We start from the raw sequence: 24,281 nt of genomic DNA, 5'->3' as shown, positions 1-24,281 counted from the left end.
TGGTGTTGGGACCACCCTGACGGAACCGTCGCGCAAGCGGATGGTTCCGCCCGTGGAATGCCCGCCCCCTTACGCATCGCGCAGGTCGCCCCGGTGATCTACCCCACCCCGCCGGGCCGTACCGGCGGCACCGAACGGGTCGTGTCCGACCTGACCGAGACATTGGTGGCGATGGGCCATGACGTGACGCTGATCGCGCCGTCGGACAGCATCACCACCGCGCAGCATTTGTCGGCGCACCCCAGCCTGCGCACGTTGGAACAACATCACGGCACGGTCGCGCCGGGGGTTCCCGCCGCGCTGGAGGCGGCGCAACTGGGCATCCTGCGGCGCTATCTCGACCGGTTCGACATGGTGCATTGCCACGGCGAGTTCGCCCATGCGGCGGTGCTAGGCGACCGGATCGGGTGCAGCCTGACGACGGTCCACTGGCGGCTGGACGAGCTGGACCGGCAGTTGTTCTTTCGCAGCTTTCCCGACCTGCCGGTCGCGGCGATCTCGGCGGCGCAGGCGCGCGACCTGCCCCGGTCGAACCACGCCGGCATCGTCCACCACGGCATTCCGCCCGAACGGTTCCGCGCCGGGCCGGGCGGGCGCGGCGTCGCCTTCATCGGGCGGATGACCGACCAGAAACGGCCCGACGTCGCGATCCGCGTCGCGCGTGCCGCCGGGCGACCGATCTGGCTGGCCGGGGGGATCGACGTCGGCAACCCGCGCTATTTCACCGACAGCGTCGCGCCGTTGCTGGGCGACGACGCGGTCCATGTCGGCGAGGTCGACGACCGCGCCAAACAGGCGCTGCTGGGCGAGGCGGCGGCGCTGTTGTTCCCGATCGACTGGCCCGAGCCGTTCGGGCTGGTGATGATCGAGGCGATGGCGTGCGGCACGCCGGTGATCGCATGGGACCGGGGCAGCGCGCGTGAGGTGGTGGAGCAGGGCGTTACCGGCTTCGTCGTCGGCAGCGAGGACGAGGCGGTCGCCGCCTTGGAGCGGATCGAAACGCTCGACCGGGCGCGGGTGCGCGAACGCTTCGAGGCGCGTTTCACCGCCCGGCGGATGGCCGAGGACTATGTCGCACTCTACCGCCAGTTGATCGCGCTCAGATGAGGATCGGCATCGTCACCTGGGCCTATCCGCCCGAGAAGAGCGGCCTGTCGCGCGCCGCGCGCGAGATCGCGCAGGCGCTGGCCGATGCGGGGCATGACGTGCGCGTTGTCACGATGGACCGGTCGGGGCGTGAGCAAGATGGCGCGGTCGAGGTGGTCGGCGCTGGCGGCGGCGGCTGGCTGGCGTGGGTCCGGCGCTGGCCCGGCATCGGCCATTTGTGCGGCCCGGCGATGATCGCGCGGACGGTGCGGCGGCTGCATGCCGAACGCCCGTTCGACGTGGTCGAGGGGACGAACTGGTATGCGCCGGGGCTATGGATCGCGCTGACCGGGCCGGTGCCCTATGTCACGCGCAATTCCACGCCGGTCGCGACCAGCGCCGCCCCGCCCGTAACCCTGCGCGACCGGATCGATCGGCGGGGGGCGGTGATGGTGGAGGCGATGGCGGCACGCGCGTCGGCGGGGCTCATCTCCAACACCGCGGCGCATGGCGCGAAGATCGCCGCGCTGTACCGCACGGCACCGCCGGGGCCGGGGCATGCGGTGATCGGCCTGAGCCTCGACCCGGCGATCGTCGCGGCGGGGCAGGCGGCATCCTATCCGCCGGGCAACGACGTGCTGCGGATGCTGTTCGTCGGACGCAACGAACCGCGTAAAGGAACCGATGCGCTGATCGGCGCACTGCCCGCGCTGGCGGCGGAGGCCGATGCCGGGGCGCTGCCCGATTTCCGGCTGACGGTGATCGGGCTGCATCGCCACGAGCTGGACGGACTGCCGCCGGCGGCGCTGCGCCGGATCGACTCCTTTCACCGGGTCGACGACGAGACGCTGCACGCGCAACTGGCGGCGGCGGACATGGTGGTCGCGCCGTCGCGCTACGAAAGTTTCGGGCTGGTGTATCAGGAGGCGATGATGTTCGCCCGGCCGATCGCGGCGTGCGGCGAGGACCCGAGCGCGCGGTTGTTCGTGGGTGAGAGCGGCGCGGGGCTGCTGGCGGAGAATTGCACGGCGGTGGCGCTGGGCGACGTGTTGCGGCGGATGCTGCGCGACGGCGGGTTGCGCGCCGCCCTGTCGGCGGCGGCGCGGGTGGCGGCGGGGCGCTTCACCCGGACGAGCCTGGCGACGGAAACGGCGGCGGCCTACGTCGCCGCGGTGAACGGGCGGAGCAAGGCGGCTTCGTCGCCCGGGCGGCCGGCCCCGGCGGACATCGCCTCATAGACTTTCGATCGTGCGAGTACGCGGGCGCGGTCCAGCCGGTGATCGATCGCGCCGGTCAGCGCCAGCGAGGTCCGCTCGAACGGCACCTCGGGGCGTTCGTGGACCCGGCCGGCGAAGCGGACGTTACTGCGCACCAGCCGGTACTGGATGTCGGGCCACAGCGCCGATTGCACCCCGTCGACCAGATTGCGCCGGGCAAGGCCGAGCGCGCACAGACCGTCGCGATCGGCCGCCGCCGTCAGCCAGCCGAGCGCGCCGAGCAGGGCATCGTCGGGCCGTTCGTCGGTGTCGAGGTGCAGCACCCAGCCGTCCGCCAGCGCCTGCACCCGGTTGCGTTGCGCGGCGAAGTCGCCGCCCAGCGGATGCGCCATGACCTGCACGCCGCGCGCCTGCATGGCGAGAGTGGCGGCATCGCCAATCGTGCCGTCGAGGACGACGATCGCCTTGAGGAACGTCGGCCGCAGCGCCGCGAGCATCGCAGCCACCGTGTCGCTGTCGCTGGCGCGGGCGATGATGCCCAGCGTCACGTCGGGCGAGCGTGGCGTGGCCGGGCGCCAGCCATCCGCCTGCCACACCATCCCCAGCGCCCATGCCGCGTTGCGCCGGGCATGAGGTTCGAGCATGAAGCCGGTCATGGGTCCCCCCGCCAGATGCGCGCGGATCGCCTCGCGCAGCGCGACCGCGTCGAAGCGCAGACCGGCGACGGCGAGGCCGCAGTGGGTGCATTCGGGCAGCGGGCGGGCATGCCAGCGATCGTTGCCGCAGATCGGGCAGCGGGGCCCGGTGATCGCTTCGTCCAATGGCTGTTCCCGTTTCGCGGTGATGCGCGTAGGGAACGCACGGACGGCAGGGTGGTTCGCTAACCGCAATGATACGCAAGGATGTGACAGAAACGATCGTTGTCGCCGGTGCGAACGGCGATCTGGGCGGGCGGATCGTCCGTGCGGGGCTCGCGCGCGGTGCGGTGGTGCGCGCGCTGGTCCGGCCGGGGGCCGATGCCGCCGTGCTGGCGGCGGCCGGCGCTGAGGTCGTCGCCGTCGACTATGACGATGCGGCGGCGCTGGTCCGCGCGTGCCGTGATGCGCGCTGCGTGGTGTCGGCGCTGAACGGTCTGGGCGAGACGATCCTCGATACGCAGACCCGGCTGCTCGATGCCGCGATCGGGGGCGGGGCGGCGCGGTTCGTGCCATCCGACTTCTCGATCGACTATACCGCGCTGCCGACCGGCACGAATCGCAACTTCGATCTGCGCCGCGCCTTTCGCACCCGGCTCGACACCGCGCCGATTCTCGCCACCTCGATCTTCAACGGCGCGTTCGCCGATATGCTCAATGGGCAGATGCCGCTGATCCAGCGGCCGGTACGGCGGGTGCTGTACTGGGGCGATGCCGACACCCGCTTCGCGCTGACGACCAAGGACGATGTCGCCGCCTATACCGCCGCCGCCGCGCTCGATACCGCAGCACCACGCGACCTGCACATCGCCGGGGCGAGCGTCAGCGCGCGCGACCTCGCCGGGGTGATGGGCGAGGTGACGGGCAAGCGCTATGGCGTGCTGCGCGCCGGATCGCTGAACGGCCTTGCCCGGCTGATCGGAGTGACGCGGCGGCTGTTCCCCGATCGCACCTCGGTGTTCCCGGCGTGGCAGGGGATGCAGTATCTCCACAATATGTTCGACGGGCGCGCGCCATCGGCCCCGACCGACAACGCGCGCTATGCCGTCGCGTGGACCGATCTGCGCGACGTGTTGCGGGGCTAGTGGGGATCGACATTCCGCTATTCCGGTGCAGTTGGTAGTCGAAAACGCCATCCTCCTTCGTCACCCCGGACTTGGTCCGGGGTCCACTTGGCCGCACACGCTGTCGCAAGTGCCTCGAGCGGCATCAATCGCTGCACGGTGGACCCCGGAACCAGTCCGGGGTGACGGAAATGGTCGTTGCTGACGTCACGGCCGACGGAATGTCGATCGGCCCTAGAGCCGATCGACATTCAGCCAGACGATGGCGCTTGGCGGCTCCCCTCCCTGACAAGGGAGGGGTTTGGGGGTGGGTGGGCCGGTTGTGGAGCGCTACCGTTTCCTCTCGGGCCGACCCACCCCCAGCCCCTCCCTGGTCAGGGAGGGGAGCAGATCAGGAAGCCATTTCGTTGAATGTCGATCGGCCCTAGTCCTACTCCTCGACGATCGGCGCGACGCTGCCCGCCGCGACCGACCAGCGCGCGGTGGTTTCGGTGGTGAACGTCGGTTCGGTGACGCTCGACACGGTGCGGAACTGCGCCTGCGCGCGCGTTGGCGTCAGGGTGAGCAGGAGATAGCCCTTGCGGTCCTGATCGCAGTAGCGGACTTCGGGGCTGCCATCGGCGATGATCGTGCCGATGCCGGGCAGGACCGAGCCATAGGACGGGCTGGAGATCGCGGTCGCGCCGAATTCGGCGGCGACGAGGCGGCCGGCATCGTCGTGCAGGTCGTTCGCCCAGCCAGCATGGCTGTCCCCCGACAGCACGATCGGCCGCGACCCCGCCCGGCGGAACGCGGCATAGAGCCGCTCGCGCGCCGGGGGATAGCCGTCCCAGCTATCGAAGTTGAACGGCAGGCCGGCCTTGTACGATGCCTGCCCCTCGGCGATCCGGTCGCGATAGGCGGCGGGTGCCTTGGCAAGAAACTCGGCATAGCCGGCATCGCCGAGGGCCGCGGCAATGTCGGGGCCGGGGACGCGCGCCATCACCACCTGATTGCCGAGGAGCTGCCATGGCCGCTTCGCCGCGACCGACCGGGCCAGTTGCGCCTCGACCCAGTCCTGCTGCCCCTTGCCCAGCAGGTCGCGGTCGGGGCGGGCGCGGATCGCCATCATCCGTGCATAATCGTCGGGGGCGATGCCGGCCCCCTTGGGCGCGGCCTGTTCCGACCGGGCGAGCAGGCGGGTTTCGACCATCACCAGCGTCGCCAGATCGCCGAAGTCGAACGCGCGGTTGATCGCCGCCCATGGCTGGCCCGGCTTGGGATCGCGGATCGGCATCCATTCGAAATAGGCCTGCATCGCCGCCGCCTTGCGCTTGCCCCAGTCGCCCTCGGTCACGGGGTCGTGGTTCTCGGCCCCGCCGACCCAGGCGTCGTTGGCGCTTTCGTGATCGTCCCACACGCAGAGGAATGCCGCGCGGGCGTGCGCCGCCTGCATCGCCGCGTCGCGCTTGGTCTGCGCATGGCGGGTGCGATAATCAGCGAGGGTGACGATCTCGTGCGCCGGTTCGGGCAGGCGGTTCAGCTTGCGGCCGATGTCGGCGCCGTATCCGTCGGGGGCATATTCATAGATATAGTCGCCAAGATGCAGCACCGCGTCCAGCCGGGGTTCGGCGGCGATCGCGGTATAGGCGTGCCAATAGCCGCCCGGATACAACTGGCACGACACCACCGCCAGCACGACATCGGCGGTGCGCCCACGCGGCAGGGTGCGGAACCGGCCGGTCGGCGAACGGGTGCCGTCACCGCACGTGAACCAGTACCAATAATCGCGCCCGGCGGTCAGCCGCGTGACCTCGACCTTGGCGGTGAAATCGCGGGCGGCGCGGGCGGTGGCGCGGCCGCTGGCGACCGGCGTGCCCTGCTCGCTGGTGGCGACATGCCAGTCGAGCGGAATGTCCCCCGTCGCGCCGGCGGGCGGCGTCGCGCGGGTCCACAGGATCGCGCCGTCCGCCGCCGGATCGCCGCTCGCCACGCCATGCTCGAACCGCGCGGGCGGGGTGGCGGCACGGGCCGTGACGGCGGGCAGCGCGAGCGCGGCGCTGCCGCCGATGGTGCGAAGGGCGGTGCGGCGGTTGATCGTCATGGGCGGCAAACCTTGGCAGAAACGGGATAGCCGCCCCCTATGTCGCTGATACGACAGGTCGATGACGTAACCGGACTGTCATTCCTTCCCCCTAGAGGCGGCGCCATCATTAGGGGGATATTGCATGTCGTTCTCGCGTCCGCTCGTCGCGCTGCTCGCGCTTGGTTGTTCGACCACCGCCTTCGCGCAGGCCAATATCCAGCCGCGCACATCCGACGATGCCGATAGTGCCGCCGAGATCGTCGTGACCGCGCAAAAGATGGAGCAGCGGATCGAGGATGTACCCCTCACCGTCACCGCCATCACCGGCAAGCGGATGGCCGACCTCGGCGTATCGACGCTGGCCGATGTCGCGCAATATATCCCCGGCCTCGTCATCCAGGAGCAGAGCGCCAATAATCCGGGCTTCGTGATCCGGGGCATCACGTCGGATTCGGGATCGGCGCAGCAGGGCGCGCGCGTCACCTTCTATTACAACGGCGTCGACATCAGCCGGTCGCGCGGGGCGTATCAGGACCTGTTCGATCTCGAACGGATCGAGGTGGTGAAGGGGCCGCAGGCGACGCTGTTCGGCACCGCCGCCGCCGTCGGCGCGGTATCGATTATTTCCGCGCGGCCGCGCCCTGGGTTCTCGGTGGAAGCCGCCGCATCCCGGGGCAATTTCGACCGGACGCAGGTGTCGGGGGTTCTCAACGCGGGCAACGACACGCTCGCCGGGCGGCTGGCGTTCGCGTATAAGTACCGCGACGGCTATGTCCGCAACATCGCGGGCGATGCGACCATCCCGAACCAGAATCAGGGCCGGGTCGATCAGGACGATCTGAACGGGCAGGACCAGCGCGGGATTCGCGGATCGCTGCGCTGGACGCCGACCCCCGCCGTCACCGCCGACCTCGTCCTCACCTATGACGGGCAGCGCAATCCGGGCACCGCGTTCAAGAGCCGCGCGTTCGCGCCGACCGGCGGGCGGACCGGCGATTATGGCACTGCCGAACTGTCTGGGTCGCCGCTCAGCGCCGAGGTGCTGGGCAAGCGCAAGCTGGGGCTCGACCGCGACGTGTATGACGCGAACCTGACGGTGCAGGTCGACCTCGCGCCGGGCGTCGTCTTTACCACCGTCAATGGCTATCGCCGCTTCAACAGCCTCGAAACGTTCGACGCCGATGGCGGCCCGGCATGGTATCTCGAATTCGCCGAGGACGCGAAAGGCGACCAGTGGAGCCACGAAGGCCGCTTCGCCTTCACCGGTGAAAAGGCACGCGCCTCGTTCGGCTGGAACGCCTTTTTCGAAAACGGCTTTCAGCGCGTGCCCTTCTCAACCGAGGAAGGCACCTATCTCGCCTGTTCGGTCGCCGGGGCCTATGCCGGCGTCCGTGCCGGGCTGAACGCGGCGGGCGTGCCCACCGGCGCGGGCTGCGTCGCCGCCAACGGCACCATTCCGGCGACGCGCGCCACCGCGCTGCTGACGCGGGGGGCGGCCACCGTGCTGCCCTATGCGTCGGAATTCGCCAATTACGGCAACAACGATACCTATTCGGTGTTCGCCGACGCGACATGGCTGCCGCTGCCGCAACTGGAGCTGACCGCCGGCGCGCGGGTGCTGATCGAAAATCGCCAGTCGCAGTACAGCTCGGTCCAGCCCTTCTCGCGCATCCTTGCCGGGGCGGGGGTGTTCACCAGCCTGCTCGGCACCGCCAGCACCGGGGGTGCGAAGTTCGAGGCCGAACGCAGCTTCGCCGCCGTACTGCCGCGCTTCAACGCGCTGTTCCGCCTGAGCGATGCGGTGAACCTGTACGCGACGGTCAGCAAGGGCCGCCGCTCGCCGGTGGTGCAACTGGCCGCCGCGCGAACCGGCACGGCAGCGACCGCCGCCGTCGTTCCCGCACTGCAGATCGTGCCCGAAGAGCTGGTGTGGAATTACGAAGGCGGCATCAAGGGACGGGTCGGGCCGTTCAGCGGGGCGGCATCGGTCTTCTACCAACGCTATGACGGGTTTCAGGTCAGCGTGACCGAGAATGGCGTGACGACCACCCGTTCGGCCGGGTCGGCCGACAACCTCGGCGTCGAGCTGGAAGGCAATCTCGCGATCGGGCGCGTCCTGTCGCTGTTCGGGACCTTCGCCTATCTCGACGGCGGCATCGGCAATGACGCGACCAACGGCGTGTTCGCCGGCAATCGCTTCCGTCTCCAGCCCGACATGACCGCCTCGGGTGGCGCGAACCTGCGGGTGCCGCTGGGCGGGCTGACGCTGTATGCGGTGCCGAGCGTCACCTATCGCTCGCGCGTGTTCTTCGAACTGCCGAACAATCCGACGATCGCGCAGGGCGGCTATACGCTGGTCAACGCGCGTGCCGGCGTCGAGATCGGCCGCGACGGGCGCTTCCTGATCGGCGGCTTCGCCCGCAACCTGACCAACGAGCGCTATCTGATCGACGGCGGCAACACCGGCGGCGGCTTCGGCGTGCCCACCTATATCCGGGGCGAGCCGCGCTTCTATGGCGTCGAGGTCGGCGCGCGTTTCTGATCGCACGGTGCGGGAGGCGGCCTGCTTCCCGCACCGGTTGTTGCCGATTGGCAACAGCCGCGATTGTAATGATTACGCAACGATCGCGTAACCATTCTGCCAAACCGGCCGGGCAGGGCCACCCCAACGAGAGAGCGCGACGACGTTCTCGAATGGGGAAACAGACATGGTTGGTATGTGGTCGCGGTCCGGTCGGGCCGTTTTCGTGCGCGCGCTCCTCGCCGGTGCCGCTTTCGTTCCCGTGAGCGCGTTCGCCGCACCGCGCGACGAGCCGGTCGTCGTGGTTGCCGCCGATCCGGCCGCCGTGCCCGAGGAGGATCAGGAAATCGTTGTGCGCGGATCGCGCCCGATCGCCGAATCCGAATCCGCCGCGCTCGAAATCCAGCGTAACAGCCCGGCGCTCGTGTCGGTCATCGCGTCGGACGCGGTCGGCCGTCTGCCCGACCAGAATATCGCCCAGGCGATCAGCCGCCTGCCCGGTGTCGGCGTCGAGCGCGATCAGGGGCAGGCGCGCTACGTCAACCTGCGTGGCGCGCCCAAGCGCTGGACCACGCTGTCGTTCGACGGCGTCAACGTCGTCAGCCCCGAAGGCCGCGCCGCGCGGTTCGATTCGATCCCCTCGGCGATCGCCAAGCAGATCGTCGTCCGCAAGGCGGTGACGCCGGACATGGTCGGCGAGACGATTTCGGGTAACGTCGACATCATCACCCGCTCGGCGTTCGACCACAACGGCCTGTTCGTCGCGGGCAAGGCCGGCGTCGGCTATGTCGAGCTAGGCGACCGCCGCGAATGGGAAGGCTCGCTGGTCGTGTCCGACCGGTTCGAGACCGGCATCGGCGAATTCGGCATCGTGTCGTCGGCGACGATGTACCGGCGCGGCATGGTGACCGACAATTTCGAAACCGATTGGGAAGCGGTCAAGGAAGATGCCCGCCCCGGCTTCGGCGACCGCATCTGGGCGCGCGAGACCGAGAACAAGCTCTATCGCCTCGTCCGCAAGAATTATTCGCTGTCGACCCGGCTCGACTGGGAGCCGTCGGCGGGCAACCGCATCTTCGCCGAGACGATCTATTCGGCGTTTCAGGATGACGAGCAGCGCAACAACTATATCTTCGATCTCGACGACCAGCAATCGCGCACCCCGGCCGGGACCGCGTCCTGCGCCGTCAACGCGACGCCGGCGGCCGGCACCACCGGCTATGCCGATGTCTGCACCGGCAACACGCCGCTGCGTGGTACCGTCTATGGCATCGACCTGAACTCCAACTTCACGGTTCGCGCCTACAAGCAGTCGGTGTTCACCAACACGCTGGGCGGCGACCACGACCTCGATACGTGGCGCGTATCGTGGCGCGCGAACTATACCCGCTCGATCGACGACCGGACCCAGCCGGCGCAGCTCAACTACGACAGCCCTTCGTTCGGCAGCAACGGCGCGAACGCCGCCAACCGGCTGACCGTCGCCTATGACCTGACCGATCCGCAACTGGCGAAGGTCGAGCTGTACCGCACCATCCGCAATGCCAATGGCACGCTGGGTCGCGGCGAGCGGGTGAGCGCGATCGAGAATTTCCCGCGCACGCTCAGCCGCCTGCGCTCGCTCTACGCCGCCGATACGACCGAGGCGTATACCGCGCGGCTCGACGTAAGCCACGACATCGACGGCCTGCTCGGCAACCGCACGACGATCGCCGCGGGCCTGCGTTTCGACGATCGCACCAAGTCGGTCGACGAACGCCTGCTCGAACTGAACAACGCGGCGCAGTTCGCCGCGGCGGGCATCCCGACCGGCTATGACCAGATCGCGATCCCCGGCGGGTTTCAGGGTCAGGTTCCGCTCGGCTACACCTTCCAGTATTTCGGGCGCGACAAGCTCCTCGACCTCGTCGAGCGGGCGAAGAAGGTCGGGGTCTATCGCGACCAGACCGCCAATCTCTACAACGTGAACGAGCGCATCTATTCGGCCTATGCCATGGCGACCGTCACCACCGACTGGGGCAATGTGATCGGCGGCGCGCGGATCGAGCATATCCGCAACAATTCGTCGGCCGCCACGATCAACGGCGCGACCGGCGTCACCACCCCGATCAGCGTCGAGCGGGACATCACGCTCGTCTATCCGAGCCTCCACATCAATTACGACGTCAACGACCGGATGAAGGCGCGGCTGTCGTTCAACACCGGCGCGGCGCGGCCCGATTACGACCAGTTACGGCCCAATCTGACGTTCAACGACGCCAATCTTACCGTGTCGGGCGGCAATCCCGACGCGAAGCCCGAAAAGGCGATGGGCGTCGATGCCTATGTCGAATATTATGTCCTGCCGCGCGGCTTCCTGTCGATCGGTGCCTATTACAAGCGGCTGCGCGACGTGTTGTTCGATACGACGCGAACGTTCGGCAGCGACGTGCTGAACGCGAACGGTGTCGACCGCTCGCAATATGTCTATTCGACGATCGACAACGGCGGCGACGGATCGATCCTCGGCATCGAAGGCGCAATCCAGCAGCAGCTCGATCCGTTCGTCGCCGACCTTGGCCTGCCCGACTGGGTCGGTGGCTTCGGCGTGCAGATGAACGCGACGCTGAACCGCAGCCGCGCCGAAACCCCCGATGGCCGCCGCGTGCCGCTGCCCGGCGCATCGGACGCGGTCTACAACCTCGGCGTCTATTACGAAAAATACGGCTTCTCGGCACGGGTCCAGTATCAGAACCGCTCGCGCTGGCTCGATGATCTGGGCGATTTCCAGACGATCAACGGCGTGGTGCGCGGTGTCGACGGCGGCGATTTCTATTGGGCCAAGGACAACGAGCTCGATGCGTCGGTCCGCTACGCGATCAACCAGAACGTCGAACTCTATGGCAATTTCAGCAACCTGCTGAACGGGCCGGGCCGCCGCTACGTTGGCGACACCCGCTATACGATCGAGCATGAAACCTTTGGCCGGCGCTATCAGGCCGGCGTACGGGTGACGTTCTGATGCGCGCCGCATTCCTTGCGCTGCTGCTCGGCGGATGTGCGGTGACGCCGCCGCCGGTGGTGACGCCCGCCGCAGCACCGATGGTCGCGGCGGTAGCGGAAACCGATCCGGTCGACACCGCCGCCGATGCCGCCGACGATCCCGCGATCTGGCGCAACCGGCGCAACCCCGCCGCCAGTCTGGTGATCGGGACCGACAAGAAGGCAGGCATCCACGTCTACGACCTGTCGGGCAAGCGATTGAGCTTCACGCCCGCCGCGCGACTCAACAACGTCGATCTGCGCGACGTCGGCGGCCGGGTGATCGCGGTGGCCAGTGACCGCGCCGATGAAGCGCAGGCGCATGTGGCGTTGTTCACGCTCGACACGGTCGCGCGGCGGTTGGTGCCGATGGGGCGCTTTCCCGTAGGTGCGGGCGAGGCCTATGGCATGTGCCTGTGGACCCGCAAGGCGGACAAGGCGCTGTTCGGCTTCGTCGTGATGAAGGACGGGCGGATCGATCAGGTCGCGATCGACCTGCCGCCGGGCAAGCCGCCGGTGGTGCGGACGGTGCGGTCGATGAAGCTCGGCAGCCAGTCCGAGGGCTGCGTGGTCGATGACCGTACGGCCACGCTCTATGTCGCCGAGGAGGATGTCGGGCTGTGGCGGTTCGACGCCGATCCCGCCGCGCCGACCACCGCGACGCCGGTCGCGAAGGTCGACGGCACGACGCTGGTCGCCGATGCCGAAGGGCTGGCGATCGCGCCCGAGGGGCGGCGGGGCGGCTATCTGGTCGTCAGCAGCCAGGGCGACAATGCCTATAGCCTCTATCGCCTGCCCGATCTGTCCTATGCCGGGCGGTTCCGCATCGGTGGCGGCACGATCGACGGGACGAGCGACACCGACGGGATCGAGTTGATCGCCGGCAATTTCGGGCCGCGCTTTCCCCAAGGGCTGATGGTAGCCCAGGACGGCGACAATGCGCCCGAAACGCAGAATTTCAAGCTGGTGTCGTGGCGGGATGTGAAGCGGGCGCTGCGGCTGCGCTGACGGTCGGAAGATTGGTTCACGCAAAGGCGCGGAGACGCGGAGGGGTTGCGTGTGCGGCGATAGCCGCACCCTTCTTGCAAACGTCGGTTAAGACGGGCGGCTATCGCCGCAGGATGCACCGCCTCCGCGTCTCGGCGCCTCCGCGTGAACCCGATCCGATGCTTAGCGCATCAGCCCGGCAGCCCGCAGCGCGCGTTCGATCGTGGCCTGTACGCCGCCCGCAACGGGTTGGCGTTCCTCGACCACCGGTTCCAGCCGGCGGACGCGCGGGGCGGGGGCGGGCGTCGCGACCGTCGTCGCCGAAGCGGCCGGGGTTCCGGTCAAACCCCATGACTGCGCGATCGCCTCGGTGCTCGACAGGCCGACGTCGAGCATGAACGGTCCCGCCGCGCCGATGCCGCTCGACGGATCGATCGGTACGCCGTGGCCCATGCCCGCCACGCGCCATTCCTCGACCAGCGCGGTGCCGTCGGGGCCGTTCCAGCTCCGATGTTCCCAGTTCGCTCCCTTGGCGACGGCATCGGGGCCAGCGGTCAGGTCATGGACGCCGCGCCATTGCCCGACCAGCCGGTCGAGATTGCCGACGACGACCGTCGTGTCGGCGCTGCCATGCCATACCGACACGCGCGGCGCGCCTGGCACGCCGGCCGCCGCCGCGCGCACCGCCGCCGTCGCCGCTGCATCGGTCGGTGCGCCGTGCCCGCGCATCCGGTCGAGCGCCTGCGGCACGCCGGTCGCCCCGCCATAGGGCAGGCCGCCGATGATCGCGCCGCCGGCCAGCTTGTCGGGCCACGTCGCCAGCATCACCGCGCTCATCGCGCCACCGGCCGACAGCCCGGTGACGAACACCCGCGTGGGGTCGATCGGGTGCAGCGCGAGCACCGCATCGATCATCGCCGCGATCGATTCCGCCTCGCCGCCCGACCGGGCAATATCGGCCGGCTCGAACCAGTTGAAGCAGAGGTTGGCGTTGTTGGCACGCTGTTGTTCGGGGAACAGGACGACGAAGCCTTCGCGATCGGCGAGCGTCGACCAGCCGGTGCCGTGATCGTAGGCGGCGGCGGTCTGGGTACAGCCGTGCAGCGCCACCACCAGTGCCGCGCCGGGCGCGATCGTATCGGGCACGTACAGCCGCCCGCGCAGATTGCCGGGATTGGGCTGGAACGGTCCCAGCTCGCGCAGCCGGTCGGGCGTGCCGTGCGCCATGCCGCCTGCCTGCATTTTGGCAAGTCGCTGGATCGTATCGGAAATCGGTCGCATGGTTCGTCTACCTCACAAGGTCACGGCACCCTTGGGACCGATGCCTTCGCCAAAGGATATGGCGACCATGCTGCGCTGCACAATAGGCAATGCGATGGATACAGGACAGCCGTCTGCCGCCCGGCCTGCCGATATGCTGTAAGGGAGCCGCATATCGCGGCGGTCCAAATGGTCGGGGAGAGAGGATTCGAACCTCCGGCCCCTGCCTCCCGAAGGCAGTGCTCTACCAGGCTGAGCTACTCCCCGACGGAGTATCGGCGGGGCGTCGAAAGGCGCCTGCCGTTGCTTGGAGGCGCGCCTATAGCGGGGGGATGCGGGGGCTGCAAGCGGGATTCGCATGTCCACCTGTTTGGCTTTGGGCGCGAAGCTGCTACGGGGCGGGTCGACTTTCTCTTATCGATTGTGTGACCGTGGCCACTCCGCTCGACAAACTGCGTAATTTCTCGATCATCGCCCATATCGACCATGGCAAGTCGACGCTCGCCGACCGGCTGATCCAGCGTACCGGCGGCCTCGCCGAGCGTGAGATGTCGGCGCAGGTGCTCGACAATATGGACATCGAGAAGGAACGCGGCATCACCATCAAGGCGCAAACCGTGCGACTTGAGTGGAAGGGCCATGTCCTCAACCTGATGGACACGCCGGGCCATGTCGACTTCGCTTATGAAGTCTCGCGGTCACTGGCGGCGTGCGAAGGCGCGCTGCTGGTGGTCGACGCGGCGCAGGGCGTCGAGGCGCAGACGCTGGCCAACGTGTACCAGTCGATCGAGCACGATCACGAGATCATTCCGGTCATCAACAAGATCGACCTTCCCGCCGCCGAGCCAGAAAAGGTCAAGGCCGAGATCGAGGACCTGATCGGCCTCGACACCAGCCGCGCCGTGCTGGCGTCGGCCAAGGCGGGGATCGGCATCGACGAGATTCTCGACGCGATCATCGACCAGATTCCGGCCCCCAAGGGCGATGCGAGCGCGCCGCTCAAGGCGATGCTGGTCGATAGCTGGTACGACTCGTATCTGGGCGTCGTCATCCTGATCCGGGTGATCGACGGGTCGATCCGCAAGGGTCAGCAGATCAAGTTCATGAACGCCGACACGACGCACCTCGTCGACCGCGTTGGCGCGTTCCGGCCGAAGATCGAGCAACTGCCCGACCTCGGCCCCGGCGAGATCGGCTTCATCACCGCGCAGATCAAGGAAGTGGCGCAGACGATGGTCGGCGACACGATCACCGACGCGCGGCGGCCGACCGCCGAGGCGCTGCCGGGGTTCAAGGAAGTCCAGTCGGTGGTGTTCTGCGGCCTGTTCCCGGTCGATGCCGCCGACTTCGACAAGCTGCGCGAATCGATCAGCAAGCTGCGCCTGAACGACGCCAGCTTCACCTTCGAGATGGAAAGCTCGGCGGCGCTCGGCTTCGGCTTCCGCTGCGGGTTTTTGGGGTTGCTGCATCTGGAGATCATCCAGGAGCGGCTGACCCGCGAATATGACCTCGACCTCATCACCACCGCGCCGTCGGTGGTGTATCAGATCGAATTCACCCATCCCGATCCGGCCGGCATCACGCAGATCGACCTGCACAATCCCGCCGACATGCCCGACGTCAACAAGATCAAGACGATCAGCGAGCCGTGGATCAAGGCGACGATCTATGTCCCCGACGAATATCTCGGCGGCATCCTGAAACTGTGTCAGGACCGGCGCGGCATCCAGCTCAACCTGACCTATGTCAGCGGGCGGGCGCAGGCGACCTATGAACTGCCGCTCAACGAAGTGGTGTTCGATTTCTATGACCGGCTCAAATCGCTGTCGAAGGGCTATGCCAGCTTCGATTACGAACAGATCGGCTATCGTGAGGGCGACCTCGTCAAGATGAGCATCCTCGTCAACGAGGAGCCGGTCGACGCGCTCAGCATGATCGTCCACCGCGGCACCGCCGAAGTGCGCGGACGCGGCATGGTGGAGCGGTTGAAGGAACTGATCCCGCGCCACCTGTTCAAGATCCCGATTCAGGCGGCGATCGGCGGTAAGGTGATCGCGCGCGAGACGATCAGCGCGATGCGCAAGGACGTGACCGCGAAATGCTATGGCGGCGACGCCAGCCGCAAGCGCAAGCTGCTCGACAAGCAGAAGAAGGGCAAGGCGAAGATGCGCGAGTACGGCTCGGTCAGCATCCCGCAGGAAGCGTTCATCGCCGCGCTGCGCATGGGCGACGAAAACTGATCGCCTGACCGCCGATCAAGGCCGACCCTGAATCAGAACGGCCCCGGCGCGAAGGGAGCACGCGCCGGGGCCGTCTGGCGTCAAGCGTTGGCGACATCGTCAGACGACGACGTGCATCACCACCTGAACGATCAGCGCCACGCCGGCCCAGCCCACGATCGTCATCCCGGCGATCGTGGCGATAGTCGTGCGCCCGGAAAATTTCGCGTGCATCCTCGGCTCCTCGTCTTTGTCCTGGTTAATCTCTACCAACGTTATTGGGTGATCGTACCGTAGAATGCAAACCCGACTTTCGAATTAACATGATCGTTTTTTACGATGATGGATATTACGGCAACTTCCATGCTGCACCGCAACCGAACCCTACGGAAATGCGGGAACGCCCGTCGCGGCTTCCTGATGGAATCATGTCACAAAAGGAACAAACCCGATCTTCAAACGTCGCTTTAACCAAGTAAGCAGGAGAGGATGATGAACGACCAGACGACCAATGCCGCCGATCGCGCGACGGCCGCGATGCAGGATGCGGGCGAGCGGATGCGCGCGGCGGGCAGCCAGATGGCGGATCAGGGATCGCAGTTCAGCCTGCGCATCCTGTCGCAAGCCGAATCGAATACGCAGGAAGCATTCCGCGCGATGCGCGCGGCGGCACAGGCGAACGACATCAACGAAGTGATGCGGATTCAGTCCGAGTATCTGCGCGCGCAGGGCGAGCGGTCGATGGCGCAGGCGCGCGAGGTCGGCGAGCTGATCGCCCAGTTCGGCCGCAACGCGGTTGGCCAGATGGGCGGCCCGACAGGCGGCCAGGGCTGAGCAACGCAACCGTCGGAGGTGCGTTGTCCCGATCGCCGGATTATGGTTCGGCGGAACGGGAGGCATGATGATTCGATTCCTGACGTGGCTGGCGCTGGCCGTGACGGCTGGCACGCCGGCAATGGCGCAGCGGCGTCCGGCGACGGTGCTTGCCGCCGCCAGCCTGCAGGAATCGATGAATGCCGCCGCCGATGTCTGGGCACGACGCGGGCATCCCCGCCCGGTGCTGTCGTTCGCGGCCAGTTCGGCGCTGGCGCGACAGGCAGCGGCGGGGGCACCGGCCGATCTGTTCGTGTCGGCCGATATGGAATGGATGGACTATCTCGCCGCGCGTGGCGTGCTGGCGAGCGCCACGCGCGTGACGTTGCTCGGCAACCGACTGGTACTGGTCGCCCCCCGGGCCAGCACCGTGCGGATCGCGCTGCGGCCCGGCGTCGACCTGCGGCAAGCGCTGGGGCAGGGGCGGCTGGCGATGGCCGATCCCGCTGCGGTCCCCGCCGGGCGTTATGGCAAGGCCGCGCTCGAACGACTGGGCGCGTGGAACGATGTCGCCCCGTTGGTGGTGCGCGCCGAGAATGTCCGCGCGGCGCTGGCGCTGGTCGAACGTGGCGTGGCGCCGCTCGGCATCGTCTATGCGACCGATGCGAAGGCATCGGCCAGGGTGCGGGTCGTCGCAGTGTTCCCGGCCGCCAGCCATCCGCCGATCGTCTATCCGATCGCGCGGCTGAAGGCGTCGCGTAATCCCGAGGGAGAAGCCTTTCGCCGGTTCCTCGTCAGCGGGGCGGGCAAGGCGGTCTTCGTGCGCTACGGCTTCGCCGCGCGTTGATGCCCGATGCGGGCGAATGGGCGATCGTCGCGCTGTCGTTGAAGATCGGCGGCGTGGCGATGCTCGCCACCTTGCCGGTCGCCTATGCGATCGCATGGGCACTGGCGCGGGGGCGGTTTCCGGGGCGGGTGCTGCTCGACGGGATCGTCCACCTGCCGCTGGTGCTGCCGCCGGTCGTGACCGGGTGGCTGTTGCTGCTGGCGTTCGCGCCGCAGGGACCGGTCGGGCGGTGGCTGCTGGCATGGTTCGATGCCAGCGTGCTGTTCCGCTGGACCGGCGCGGCGATCGCCGCCGGGGTGATGGCGCTGCCGCTGATGGTCCGGGCGATCCGCCTGTCGCTTGACGGCGTCGATCGCCGGCTGGAAAGCGTTGCGCGGACGCTTGGCGCGTCGCGCTGGCGGGTGTTCTGGAGCGTCACCGCGCCGCTCAGCCTGCCCGGCGTATTGGCCGGCATGGTGCTGGGGTTCGCCCGCGCGCTCGGCGAGTTCGGCGCGACGATCACCTTCGTCTCCAACGTGCCGGGCGAAACGGCGACGCTGCCGCTGGCGATCTACAGCGCGTTGCAGGTGCCGGGTGCCGAGGCGAGCGTCGTGCGGCTGGCGGGCCTGTCGGTCGCGCTGTCGCTGGTCGCGCTGATCGTGTCCGAATGGCTGGTGCGACGCGGGGGGCGGCGGGTCCATGTCCTTTGAGATCGACGTGACCGTGCGGCTGGGTGAGGCAGTGGTCGGCGCGGTCGTGCCTGACGACGGTCGCGACACCGGCCTGACCGTGTTGTTCGGCCCGTCGGGGGTCGGCAAGTCGAGCGTGCTGAACATGGTCGCCGGGCTGTTGCGACCGGCGGCGGGCCATGTCCGCGTCGGCGGTGAGACATTGTTCGATGCGGCGGCGGGGATCGACGTGCCGGTCGCGCGGCGGCGCTGCGGCTATGTGTTTCAGGAACCGCGCCTGTTCCCGCACCGGCGGGTCGCCGCCAATTTGCGCTACGGCATGGGCCGGGGAACGCCACCGGTCGGTTATGACGATATGGTCGCGTTGCTGGGGCTGGGGCATCTGCTGCGTCGCTGGCCGGCGACGCTGTCGGGCGGCGAGGCGAAGCGGGTGGCGATCGGACGCGCGCTGCTGTCGGGCGCGCGGTTCCTGTTGATGGACGAGCCGCTGTCCTCGCTCGATCGGGCGCGCCGCGAGGAGGTGATGGCGACGATCGAGCGACTGCGCGATGCGCTCGCCCTGCCGATCCTGTACGTCACCCATGATCTGGCGGAGGCCGAACGGCTGGCGACGCGGATCGTGCGGATGTGACCATCATCCCGCCGCAATCGGCCAGGATGACGGCGCCGAAACGATCGGGAGTTCGGCGATGCGGGTGATGGTGGCGGGTGTGGTACTGGTGATGACGGCACCGGCACCGGTGGCGGCACAGGAAACCGATGGTCCCGACATCGTCGTCACCGCGCCGGGCAAGCCGTTGCAGGTCGATGCGAAACTGTTGCGCATCGCTCAGCGGCGGCTGGCGAAGGATCGCGCTGCGCTGGCCCCGGCGGCCACGCTGCGGTTCGAACTGTGGCGCGGCGGGCAGCGGGTGGCGGCGAACGATCTTGCACTGGTGCTGACCGACGGGACGCGGCAACTGCCGGTGACGGTCGACAGCGACGGCCGTTTCGCCCTGCCGGCGATCCCGGAAGGACGTTGGTTCCTGCGCGGTGGGACGGCGGCACAGGCGCTGTCGCTGCGTCCGCTGGTCCTGTCGCCGGGTACGGGGATCGAGGACCGGCGGCTGGGCGACCTGCGCGCGCAATGCCAGGTAGCGGTGGCGATGGGCAAGGCGCAGGCGTCGATCCTCGCACTGCCGCTGATCGGCGTGTTCGACCTTGCGGGCGGATGCGCCAGCAGCCGTTTCAACTTCTATCACCGTGTCGAACGCCCGCTGGCCAGCGCGGTGGCCGATGCGCCGGGTGGGCCGGTGGCATTGCCGCTGCGCACACAATCCTATCGCCCGCCACTGGCCGACCGGACTTTTGGCAACGAGACGCGGATACGACTCAGCTATCGCTGATCGTCGCTGCCCGGCACCGCCACCCGCGCGCTTTGTCCGCCGCGGGTGAAATAGGCGGCGTCGATCGCGAGGCTGCGCAACTGCCAGCCATCGACGCTGTCGCCGGGGGCGAGCGTGCGGGTGCCGTCGCTGCCACGCACCAGCGCCACCGCGTCGCGGCCCAGCCGTCCGATGATGCCGATCAGTTGCGGTGCATCGGCCGGTGGTGCGCCATCGAGGACCGGGGCGGCGAACAGCGGACGGGCGAAGGCCGCGCGCAGCGGCGGGGGCGCTGGCGGCGCGGCGAATGGCTCCTGCTCGAAACGGTCGGGCGCGGGGCTGCCGCCGGAGGGCTGCAACAGCCAGAGCGGCACGAGGATCGCCGCCGCGACCGCCGCGATGGCGATCCCCTGTGGCCGGGTCACCCGCGCCATGGTGCCACCACCCGCCCGATCAGCCGGATGCCGCCGGGCACCGGGGTCAATTGCCAGCGGTGCAGCCGCACCGGCCGTTCACCGCGCTCCAGCGTGTCGACGAACGCCAGCATCGCCTTTTCCGGCCCCGATGCGCGCAGCGTCAGCGTAGCGAGCGCAGGTGGCCGGGGGCCATCGCTGCCGATCGCTTCGACCAGGACGCCGCCGCTGCGCGCCGCCGCCTGCACCCGCGCCGCCAGCCGCCGCCGGGCGTCGGCCGCGTCGTTCGCCGGAAAGGCGGCGGCGGGCACGGCGACCGGTGGCGGCGGCGGCGCGGTGGCCGCCGCCCGCATCGTATCGCGCCACCCTCTGGCCCGATCGAGATCGGCGAGCGCCCGCACGGCCGGAAGCGCGAGCACCGCGGCGAGCGCGACGGCGGCGAGGATCGGGCGGGGGTTCATCGCAGCGCCTCCAGCGTGACCTGCATCCGGCCGTCGACGCGCTTCTGCGCGGTGGGACGCAGCCGGGCGAGCGCGGGATCGCGGCGCAGCGCGGCGATCAGCCGGTCGGGATCGGGGGTGACGATGTCGAGCGACAGCCGGCCGGCCGCATCGGCTTCGGCGCGGACGAGCGAGGCTTCGGGGGGCAGCGCGCGGGCGATGCCCTCGATCGTCGCGCCGAGCGGTTGCCGCGACCATGTCTGCGTCAGCGTGGCGAGCGCGGCGCTACGGGCATCGCGCGCGGCGATGGCCGGTGCGGCGCGGGCGGCGGCGATGCGGCCATCGGCGCGGGCCGATGCCGCCAGCCACGTCGCCCCGCCCCAGGTGAGCAGGGGGGCGATGACGATCGCGCAGGCGACTGCCAGCGCCGGCCGATCGAACGGCACGGCGCGGCGCGGCGCTGGCGCGGGTTCGACCGGCGCAGCGTCTGGCCGCCGCCGTGCCGCCGCGACCGCGCGGTCGAACAGGCTGGGCGTGCGGGGAGCGTCGTCGTTGGCGGGCAGGGGGTCGGCGGCCATCGTCCGCTCCTACGCCTGCCGCCGGGCGCGGCACAAGCACGTCACGAAACCGTCGTCATTCCGCCATCCAACTGCCTTCGATCGGCAACCGTCGTGTCGCATGAATACGCCAACGCTGAAAAATGGAGGGCATCGGCGCGACCGATGGTCCGGGACTTAGCGGGGAAATCATGAGCGATACCAATCTGGTCGTCGGCTATTCCGACGGCGACATCGAAACCAATCCCAGCGCCGGCCCGAGCCTGCACGATCTGGTCGAGCGGCGCTATTCGCGGCGGCAGGCGCTGCGCAACGGCGCGTCGACGGCGGCGGTCGCGGTGTTCGGCGGCTCGCTGCTCGCCGCGTGCGATGACAAGGGCGACGGGATCGACAACATCCCGCCGGTGGTCGGCGGTTCGTCGAGCGGGGCGACCAGCGGCGGCCGCGTCGTGACGCTGACCGGCATCGTGACCGACGATAACGCGATCGTTGCCCAAGCGTTCACGCAGGTATCCGGCCCGACGGTCGCGCTGGCGAACGCGAACACCGGCACCGCGACCTTCATCGCGCCCGCCGTCGCCGCGACGACCAACCTCGTCTTCCGCTATTCGGCGACCGACGTGAAGGGTGCGGCGAGCACGACCGACATCACCGTCGCCGTGTCGCCCGCGACATTGGGCTTCGCCGCCGTGGGCAAGAGCCTTGCCGATGCGCTGGTCGTTCCCGATGGCTATGACGCGACCGTGCTGTACCGGCTGGGCGATCCGCTGAACGCCGCGACCGCAGCCTATGCCAACAACGGCACCGACACCGGCTTTTCGGCGCGGGCGGGCGATCACCATGACGGCATGAGCTATTTCGGCCTCGCCGCCAGCGGCACCGCGCAGGATGCGACCAGCTCGACGCGCGGCGTGCTGGTGATGAACCACGAGAATATCTCGGAACAGTATCTCCACCCCAATGGCGTCACGCTGACGAACGGCGTGCGGCCGACCGCCGAGGTGGTCAAGGAGATGGAGTGCCACGGCGTATCGGTGGTCGAAGTGACCCGCGCGTCGACCGGCGGCTGGAGCTATGTCCAGGGATCGCCGCTCAACCGGCGCATCACCCCCTATACCCCGACCAGCTTCAGCGGCCCGGTGCGCGGCAGCGCGCTGCTCTATACCGCCTATTCGACCGATGGCACCGCCGGGCGCGGCACGATCAATAATTGCGCCAACGGCCATATGCCGTGGGAAACCTACATGACCTGCGAGGAGAATTGGGCAGGCTATTTCCGGCGGGATGCGGGCGACAATGCCCGGCGTACGGCGGTGCTGGGCGCCCGGGCGGTGCAGGCGTTCACCCGCTATGGACTGAACACCGGCAGCGGCGATGCCTTGCGCGCCGGCAACTATGGCTGGACCACGGCGGCCGAGCAGGTCGCGGGGCAGACGCTGATCCGCAAGTTCAACGCGACGCTCGACGTGAGCCAGCCGACCAACGGCACCGGCGACTTCCGCAACGAGCCGAACCAATATGGCTGGTGCGTCGAGATCGATCCCTATGATCCCGCCGCGACCCCCCGCAAGCGCACCGCGCTCGGCCGGATGAATCACGAAGGCGTGTGGCCGGGCCGGGTCTTCGCCGGCGTCCGCCCCGCCTTCTACATGGGCGACGATGCGCAGAACGAATATATCTACAAGTTCGTATCGGCCACGCCATGGGCGGCGGCGGATGCGGCGGCGACCAGCCGTCTGGCGACCGGTGACAAGTATCTCGATACCGGCACGCTCTATGTCGCGAAGTTCAATGCCGACGGGTCGGGCGAGTGGATCGCGCTGGTGTTCGGACAGAACGGCCTCAACGCTTCCAACCCGCTCTATGCCTTTGCCGATCAGGCCGATGTGCTGACCCATTGCCGGCTGGCCGGTGACGCGGTCGGCGCGACGCGGATGGACCGGCCCGAATGGACCGCCGTCAATCCCGCGACCGGCGAGATGTACTGCACGCTGACCAACAACTCGTCGCGCGCGCCGGGGCAGGTCGATGCCGCCAACCCGCGCTCGTACATCGATCCGCGCACCAACGGCACGCGCTCGACCGGCAATGCCAACGGTCATATCGTCCGCCTGCGCGAACGCGGCGACACGACCGAGGCGACGGCGTTCACCTGGGACGTCTATGCCTTCGGTGCCGGCGCGGACCTTGATGCGACCAACATCAACCTGTCGTCGCTCGACGCGACCAACGACTTCTCCAGCCCCGATGGGCTGTGGTTCGGTCGCGCGTCGAACGCCTCGGGCCAGGTGACGCCGGTGCTGTGGATCCAGACCGACGACGGTGCCTATACCGACGTCACCAACTGCATGATGCTGGCGGCGATGCCGGGCAGCGTGGGCGATGGCGGCACGCGCACGATCACCAACACCGGCGCGTCGGCGACCAGCACGGCGACCACCCGGATCGGCAAGGCACCGGGCACGACGCTGCGCCGCTTCTTGGTCGGGCCGGTCGGCTGCGAGATCACCGGGGTCGATTCGACCCCCGATGGCCGCTCGCTGTTCGTCAACATCCAGCACCCCGGCGAGAACGGCGACCTGTTGCGCAGCACCAGCATCTGGCCGGCGACGACGGCGGGCAGCCGTCCGCGGTCGGCGACCGTCGTGATTACCAAGAAAGACGGCGGCGTGGTCGCGCTGTAAGTACCTGCCAATACGGCGAAAATGGACGGGCGGGGGTCGAGGGGCCGCCGCCCGTTTTGTTGTGGCGCGCCGGGCGAGGTGCAGCGAAGCGGCACAGCGCCGCATTAGGCGCGCGCGGCCGGCGGCGCGGGGAGCGCCGTTCGACGTCGCGGGCTTTGCCCGTGGCGCGGTTTGTCGCGCGTCCAAAGTTTACACTTGCGACGCATGGGTTGCGAATGGTTCGCAGGGCTTGCGCGGAGTCGAACCCGTTGCCGGAACCGCTGGCGGGGGCGTGCGCGGAGCGGTGGACCCCGGAACGGGTCCGGGGTGACGGTGTCGGGCTGGGCAGGGGGCGTGGCCGTTTCATAGGCGCTGCTCTGC

General features: G+C 68.7%; 19 protein-coding genes and 1 tRNA gene. 13 read left to right on the top strand and 7 right to left on the bottom strand.

Translation table 11 applies throughout. The features are described 5' to 3' along the window. The first annotated feature begins 57 nt into the window (after positions 1-57). The gene (locus LRA89_RS05155; protein WP_230769288.1) at positions 58-1,107 is read left to right on the top strand and encodes a glycosyltransferase family 4 protein; all 1,050 of its coding nucleotides are present in this window, start codon (positions 58-60) and stop codon (positions 1,105-1,107) included. Then, entirely contained in the window at positions 1,104-2,324 is a 1,221-nt protein-coding gene (locus LRA89_RS05150) for a glycosyltransferase family 4 protein (RefSeq protein WP_230769287.1), read from the top strand. Before LRA89_RS05155 ends, LRA89_RS05150 begins: the two co-directional genes overlap by 4 nt. Here LRA89_RS05150 and LRA89_RS05145 read toward each other — a convergent pair. After that, positions 2,246-3,124: a hypothetical protein gene (locus LRA89_RS05145; RefSeq protein ID WP_230769286.1), complete on the bottom strand. Its 879-nt coding sequence runs from the start codon at positions 3,122-3,124 to the stop codon at positions 2,246-2,248. The genes LRA89_RS05150 and LRA89_RS05145 overlap by 79 nt on opposite strands. 83 nt (positions 3,125-3,207) lie before the next feature. On the opposite strand from LRA89_RS05145, the gene LRA89_RS05140 reads away from it, so the two are divergent. Beyond that, entirely contained in the window at positions 3,208-4,083 is an 876-nt protein-coding gene (locus LRA89_RS05140) for an NmrA family NAD(P)-binding protein (RefSeq protein WP_230769285.1), read from the top strand. Between the two features lie 409 nt (positions 4,084-4,492). Here LRA89_RS05140 and LRA89_RS05135 read toward each other — a convergent pair whose 3' ends face one another. Then, the gene (locus LRA89_RS05135) at positions 4,493-6,145 is read right to left on the bottom strand and encodes an alkaline phosphatase D family protein (RefSeq protein ID WP_230769284.1); all 1,653 of its coding nucleotides are present in this window, start codon (positions 6,143-6,145) and stop codon (positions 4,493-4,495) included. 124 nt (positions 6,146-6,269) lie between these two features. Between LRA89_RS05135 and LRA89_RS05130 the strand changes: the two genes are divergently transcribed. The 3 genes from LRA89_RS05130 to LRA89_RS05120 all read left to right on the top strand — a co-directional run bounded on the left by LRA89_RS05130 (position 6,270) and on the right by LRA89_RS05120 (position 12,677). Then, complete coding sequence (locus LRA89_RS05130; RefSeq protein ID WP_230769283.1) at positions 6,270-8,669, top strand: TonB-dependent receptor; 2,400 nt, start codon at positions 6,270-6,272, stop codon at positions 8,667-8,669. A gap of 205 nt (positions 8,670-8,874) precedes the next feature. Continuing rightward, positions 8,875-11,649 carry a TonB-dependent receptor gene (locus LRA89_RS05125; protein ID WP_230769282.1) on the top strand — a complete coding sequence of 925 codons (2,775 nt, stop codon included), beginning with the start codon at positions 8,875-8,877 and terminating at the stop codon, positions 11,647-11,649. Next, a complete protein-coding gene (locus LRA89_RS05120) occupies positions 11,649-12,677 on the top strand; it encodes a phytase (RefSeq protein WP_230769281.1) in 1,029 nt (342 codons plus the stop codon). Before LRA89_RS05125 ends, LRA89_RS05120 begins: the two co-directional genes overlap by 1 nt. A 162-nt stretch (positions 12,678-12,839) precedes the next feature. Here the strand turns inward: LRA89_RS05120 and LRA89_RS05115 are convergent, their stop codons facing one another. Together LRA89_RS05115 and LRA89_RS05110 are read right to left on the bottom strand one after the other, a co-directional pair. Next, the gene (locus tag LRA89_RS05115; RefSeq protein WP_230769280.1) at positions 12,840-13,937 is read right to left on the bottom strand and encodes an extracellular catalytic domain type 1 short-chain-length polyhydroxyalkanoate depolymerase; all 1,098 of its coding nucleotides are present in this window, start codon (positions 13,935-13,937) and stop codon (positions 12,840-12,842) included. Positions 13,938-14,106: 169 nt separating this feature from the next. Continuing rightward, positions 14,107-14,183, bottom strand: a tRNA-Pro gene (locus LRA89_RS05110). 164 nt (positions 14,184-14,347) lie between these two features. On the opposite strand from LRA89_RS05110, the gene lepA reads away from it, so the two are divergent. The 6 genes from lepA (at position 14,348) to LRA89_RS05080 (ending at position 19,848) form a co-directional block, all read left to right on the top strand. Continuing rightward, positions 14,348-16,156 carry a translation elongation factor 4 gene (gene lepA, locus LRA89_RS05105; RefSeq protein ID WP_230769477.1) on the top strand — a complete coding sequence of 603 codons (1,809 nt, stop codon included), beginning with the start codon at positions 14,348-14,350 and terminating at the stop codon, positions 16,154-16,156. 471 nt (positions 16,157-16,627) lie between these two features. Then, complete coding sequence (locus LRA89_RS05100; RefSeq protein WP_230769279.1) at positions 16,628-16,969, top strand: phasin family protein; 342 nt, start codon at positions 16,628-16,630, stop codon at positions 16,967-16,969. A 67-nt stretch (positions 16,970-17,036) separates the two neighbouring features. Then, a complete protein-coding gene (modA, locus tag LRA89_RS05095; protein WP_230769476.1) occupies positions 17,037-17,795 on the top strand; it encodes a molybdate ABC transporter substrate-binding protein in 759 nt (252 codons plus the stop codon). Next, the gene (gene modB, locus LRA89_RS05090; protein ID WP_230769278.1) at positions 17,795-18,484 is read left to right on the top strand and encodes a molybdate ABC transporter permease subunit; all 690 of its coding nucleotides are present in this window, start codon (positions 17,795-17,797) and stop codon (positions 18,482-18,484) included. The genes modA and modB overlap by 1 nt, the downstream gene beginning before the upstream one ends. After that, entirely contained in the window at positions 18,474-19,094 is a 621-nt protein-coding gene (locus LRA89_RS05085; protein WP_230769277.1) for an ATP-binding cassette domain-containing protein, read from the top strand. The genes modB and LRA89_RS05085 overlap by 11 nt, the downstream gene beginning before the upstream one ends. 58 nt (positions 19,095-19,152) lie before the next feature. After that, a complete protein-coding gene (locus LRA89_RS05080; RefSeq protein ID WP_230769276.1) occupies positions 19,153-19,848 on the top strand; it encodes a hypothetical protein in 696 nt (231 codons plus the stop codon). Here the strand turns inward: LRA89_RS05080 and LRA89_RS05075 are convergent. Genes LRA89_RS05075 through LRA89_RS05065 form a run of 3 tightly spaced genes read right to left on the bottom strand, consistent with a single transcriptional unit; the run spans position 19,839 to position 21,258 of the window. Continuing rightward, positions 19,839-20,261, bottom strand: coding sequence for a hypothetical protein (locus LRA89_RS05075; protein WP_230769275.1), 423 nt, complete (start codon positions 20,259-20,261; stop codon positions 19,839-19,841). The genes LRA89_RS05080 and LRA89_RS05075 overlap by 10 nt on opposite strands. Further along, positions 20,249-20,701: a hypothetical protein gene (locus LRA89_RS05070; RefSeq protein WP_230769274.1), complete on the bottom strand. Its 453-nt coding sequence runs from the start codon at positions 20,699-20,701 to the stop codon at positions 20,249-20,251. Before LRA89_RS05070 ends, LRA89_RS05075 begins: the two co-directional genes overlap by 13 nt. Continuing rightward, positions 20,698-21,258 carry a hypothetical protein gene (locus tag LRA89_RS05065; RefSeq protein ID WP_230769273.1) on the bottom strand — a complete coding sequence of 187 codons (561 nt, stop codon included), beginning with the start codon at positions 21,256-21,258 and terminating at the stop codon, positions 20,698-20,700. The genes LRA89_RS05070 and LRA89_RS05065 overlap by 4 nt, the downstream gene beginning before the upstream one ends. A gap of 170 nt (positions 21,259-21,428) precedes the next feature. On the opposite strand from LRA89_RS05065, the gene LRA89_RS05060 reads away from it, so the two are divergent. Further along, the gene (locus LRA89_RS05060) at positions 21,429-23,921 is read left to right on the top strand and encodes a PhoX family protein (protein WP_230769272.1); all 2,493 of its coding nucleotides are present in this window, start codon (positions 21,429-21,431) and stop codon (positions 23,919-23,921) included. Positions 23,922-24,281: the final 360 nt, after the last annotated feature.

Origin of the sequence: Sphingomonas sp. Leaf4 (assembly GCF_920939515.1) — a bacterium.
In the GTDB taxonomy this organism is placed as follows: domain Bacteria; phylum Pseudomonadota; class Alphaproteobacteria; order Sphingomonadales; family Sphingomonadaceae; genus Sphingomonas.
Note: the sequence above shows the minus strand (reverse complement) of the source record. Positions and strands in the feature narration are given on the sequence as shown.

Coding starts and splice junctions, on each gene's coding strand:
- LRA89_RS05155 (WP_230769288.1), top strand. CDS start 58: ATGCCCGCCCCCTTACGCATCGCGCAGGTCGCCCCGGTGATCTACCCC.
- LRA89_RS05150 (WP_230769287.1), top strand. CDS start 1,104: ATGAGGATCGGCATCGTCACCTGGGCCTATCCGCCCGAGAAGAGCGGC.
- LRA89_RS05135 (WP_230769284.1), bottom strand. CDS start 6,145: ATGACGATCAACCGCCGCACCGCCCTTCGCACCATCGGCGGCAGCGCC.
- LRA89_RS05130 (WP_230769283.1), top strand. CDS start 6,270: ATGTCGTTCTCGCGTCCGCTCGTCGCGCTGCTCGCGCTTGGTTGTTCG.
- LRA89_RS05120 (WP_230769281.1), top strand. CDS start 11,649: ATGCGCGCCGCATTCCTTGCGCTGCTGCTCGGCGGATGTGCGGTGACG.
- LRA89_RS05115 (WP_230769280.1), bottom strand. CDS start 13,937: ATGCGACCGATTTCCGATACGATCCAGCGACTTGCCAAAATGCAGGCA.
- LRA89_RS05100 (WP_230769279.1), top strand. CDS start 16,628: ATGAACGACCAGACGACCAATGCCGCCGATCGCGCGACGGCCGCGATG.
- modA (WP_230769476.1), top strand. CDS start 17,037: ATGATTCGATTCCTGACGTGGCTGGCGCTGGCCGTGACGGCTGGCACG.
- modB (WP_230769278.1), top strand. CDS start 17,795: ATGCCCGATGCGGGCGAATGGGCGATCGTCGCGCTGTCGTTGAAGATC.
- LRA89_RS05085 (WP_230769277.1), top strand. CDS start 18,474: ATGTCCTTTGAGATCGACGTGACCGTGCGGCTGGGTGAGGCAGTGGTC.
- LRA89_RS05080 (WP_230769276.1), top strand. CDS start 19,153: ATGCGGGTGATGGTGGCGGGTGTGGTACTGGTGATGACGGCACCGGCA.
- LRA89_RS05075 (WP_230769275.1), bottom strand. CDS start 20,261: ATGGCGCGGGTGACCCGGCCACAGGGGATCGCCATCGCGGCGGTCGCG.
- LRA89_RS05070 (WP_230769274.1), bottom strand. CDS start 20,701: ATGAACCCCCGCCCGATCCTCGCCGCCGTCGCGCTCGCCGCGGTGCTC.
- LRA89_RS05065 (WP_230769273.1), bottom strand. CDS start 21,258: ATGGCCGCCGACCCCCTGCCCGCCAACGACGACGCTCCCCGCACGCCC.
- LRA89_RS05060 (WP_230769272.1), top strand. CDS start 21,429: ATGAGCGATACCAATCTGGTCGTCGGCTATTCCGACGGCGACATCGAA.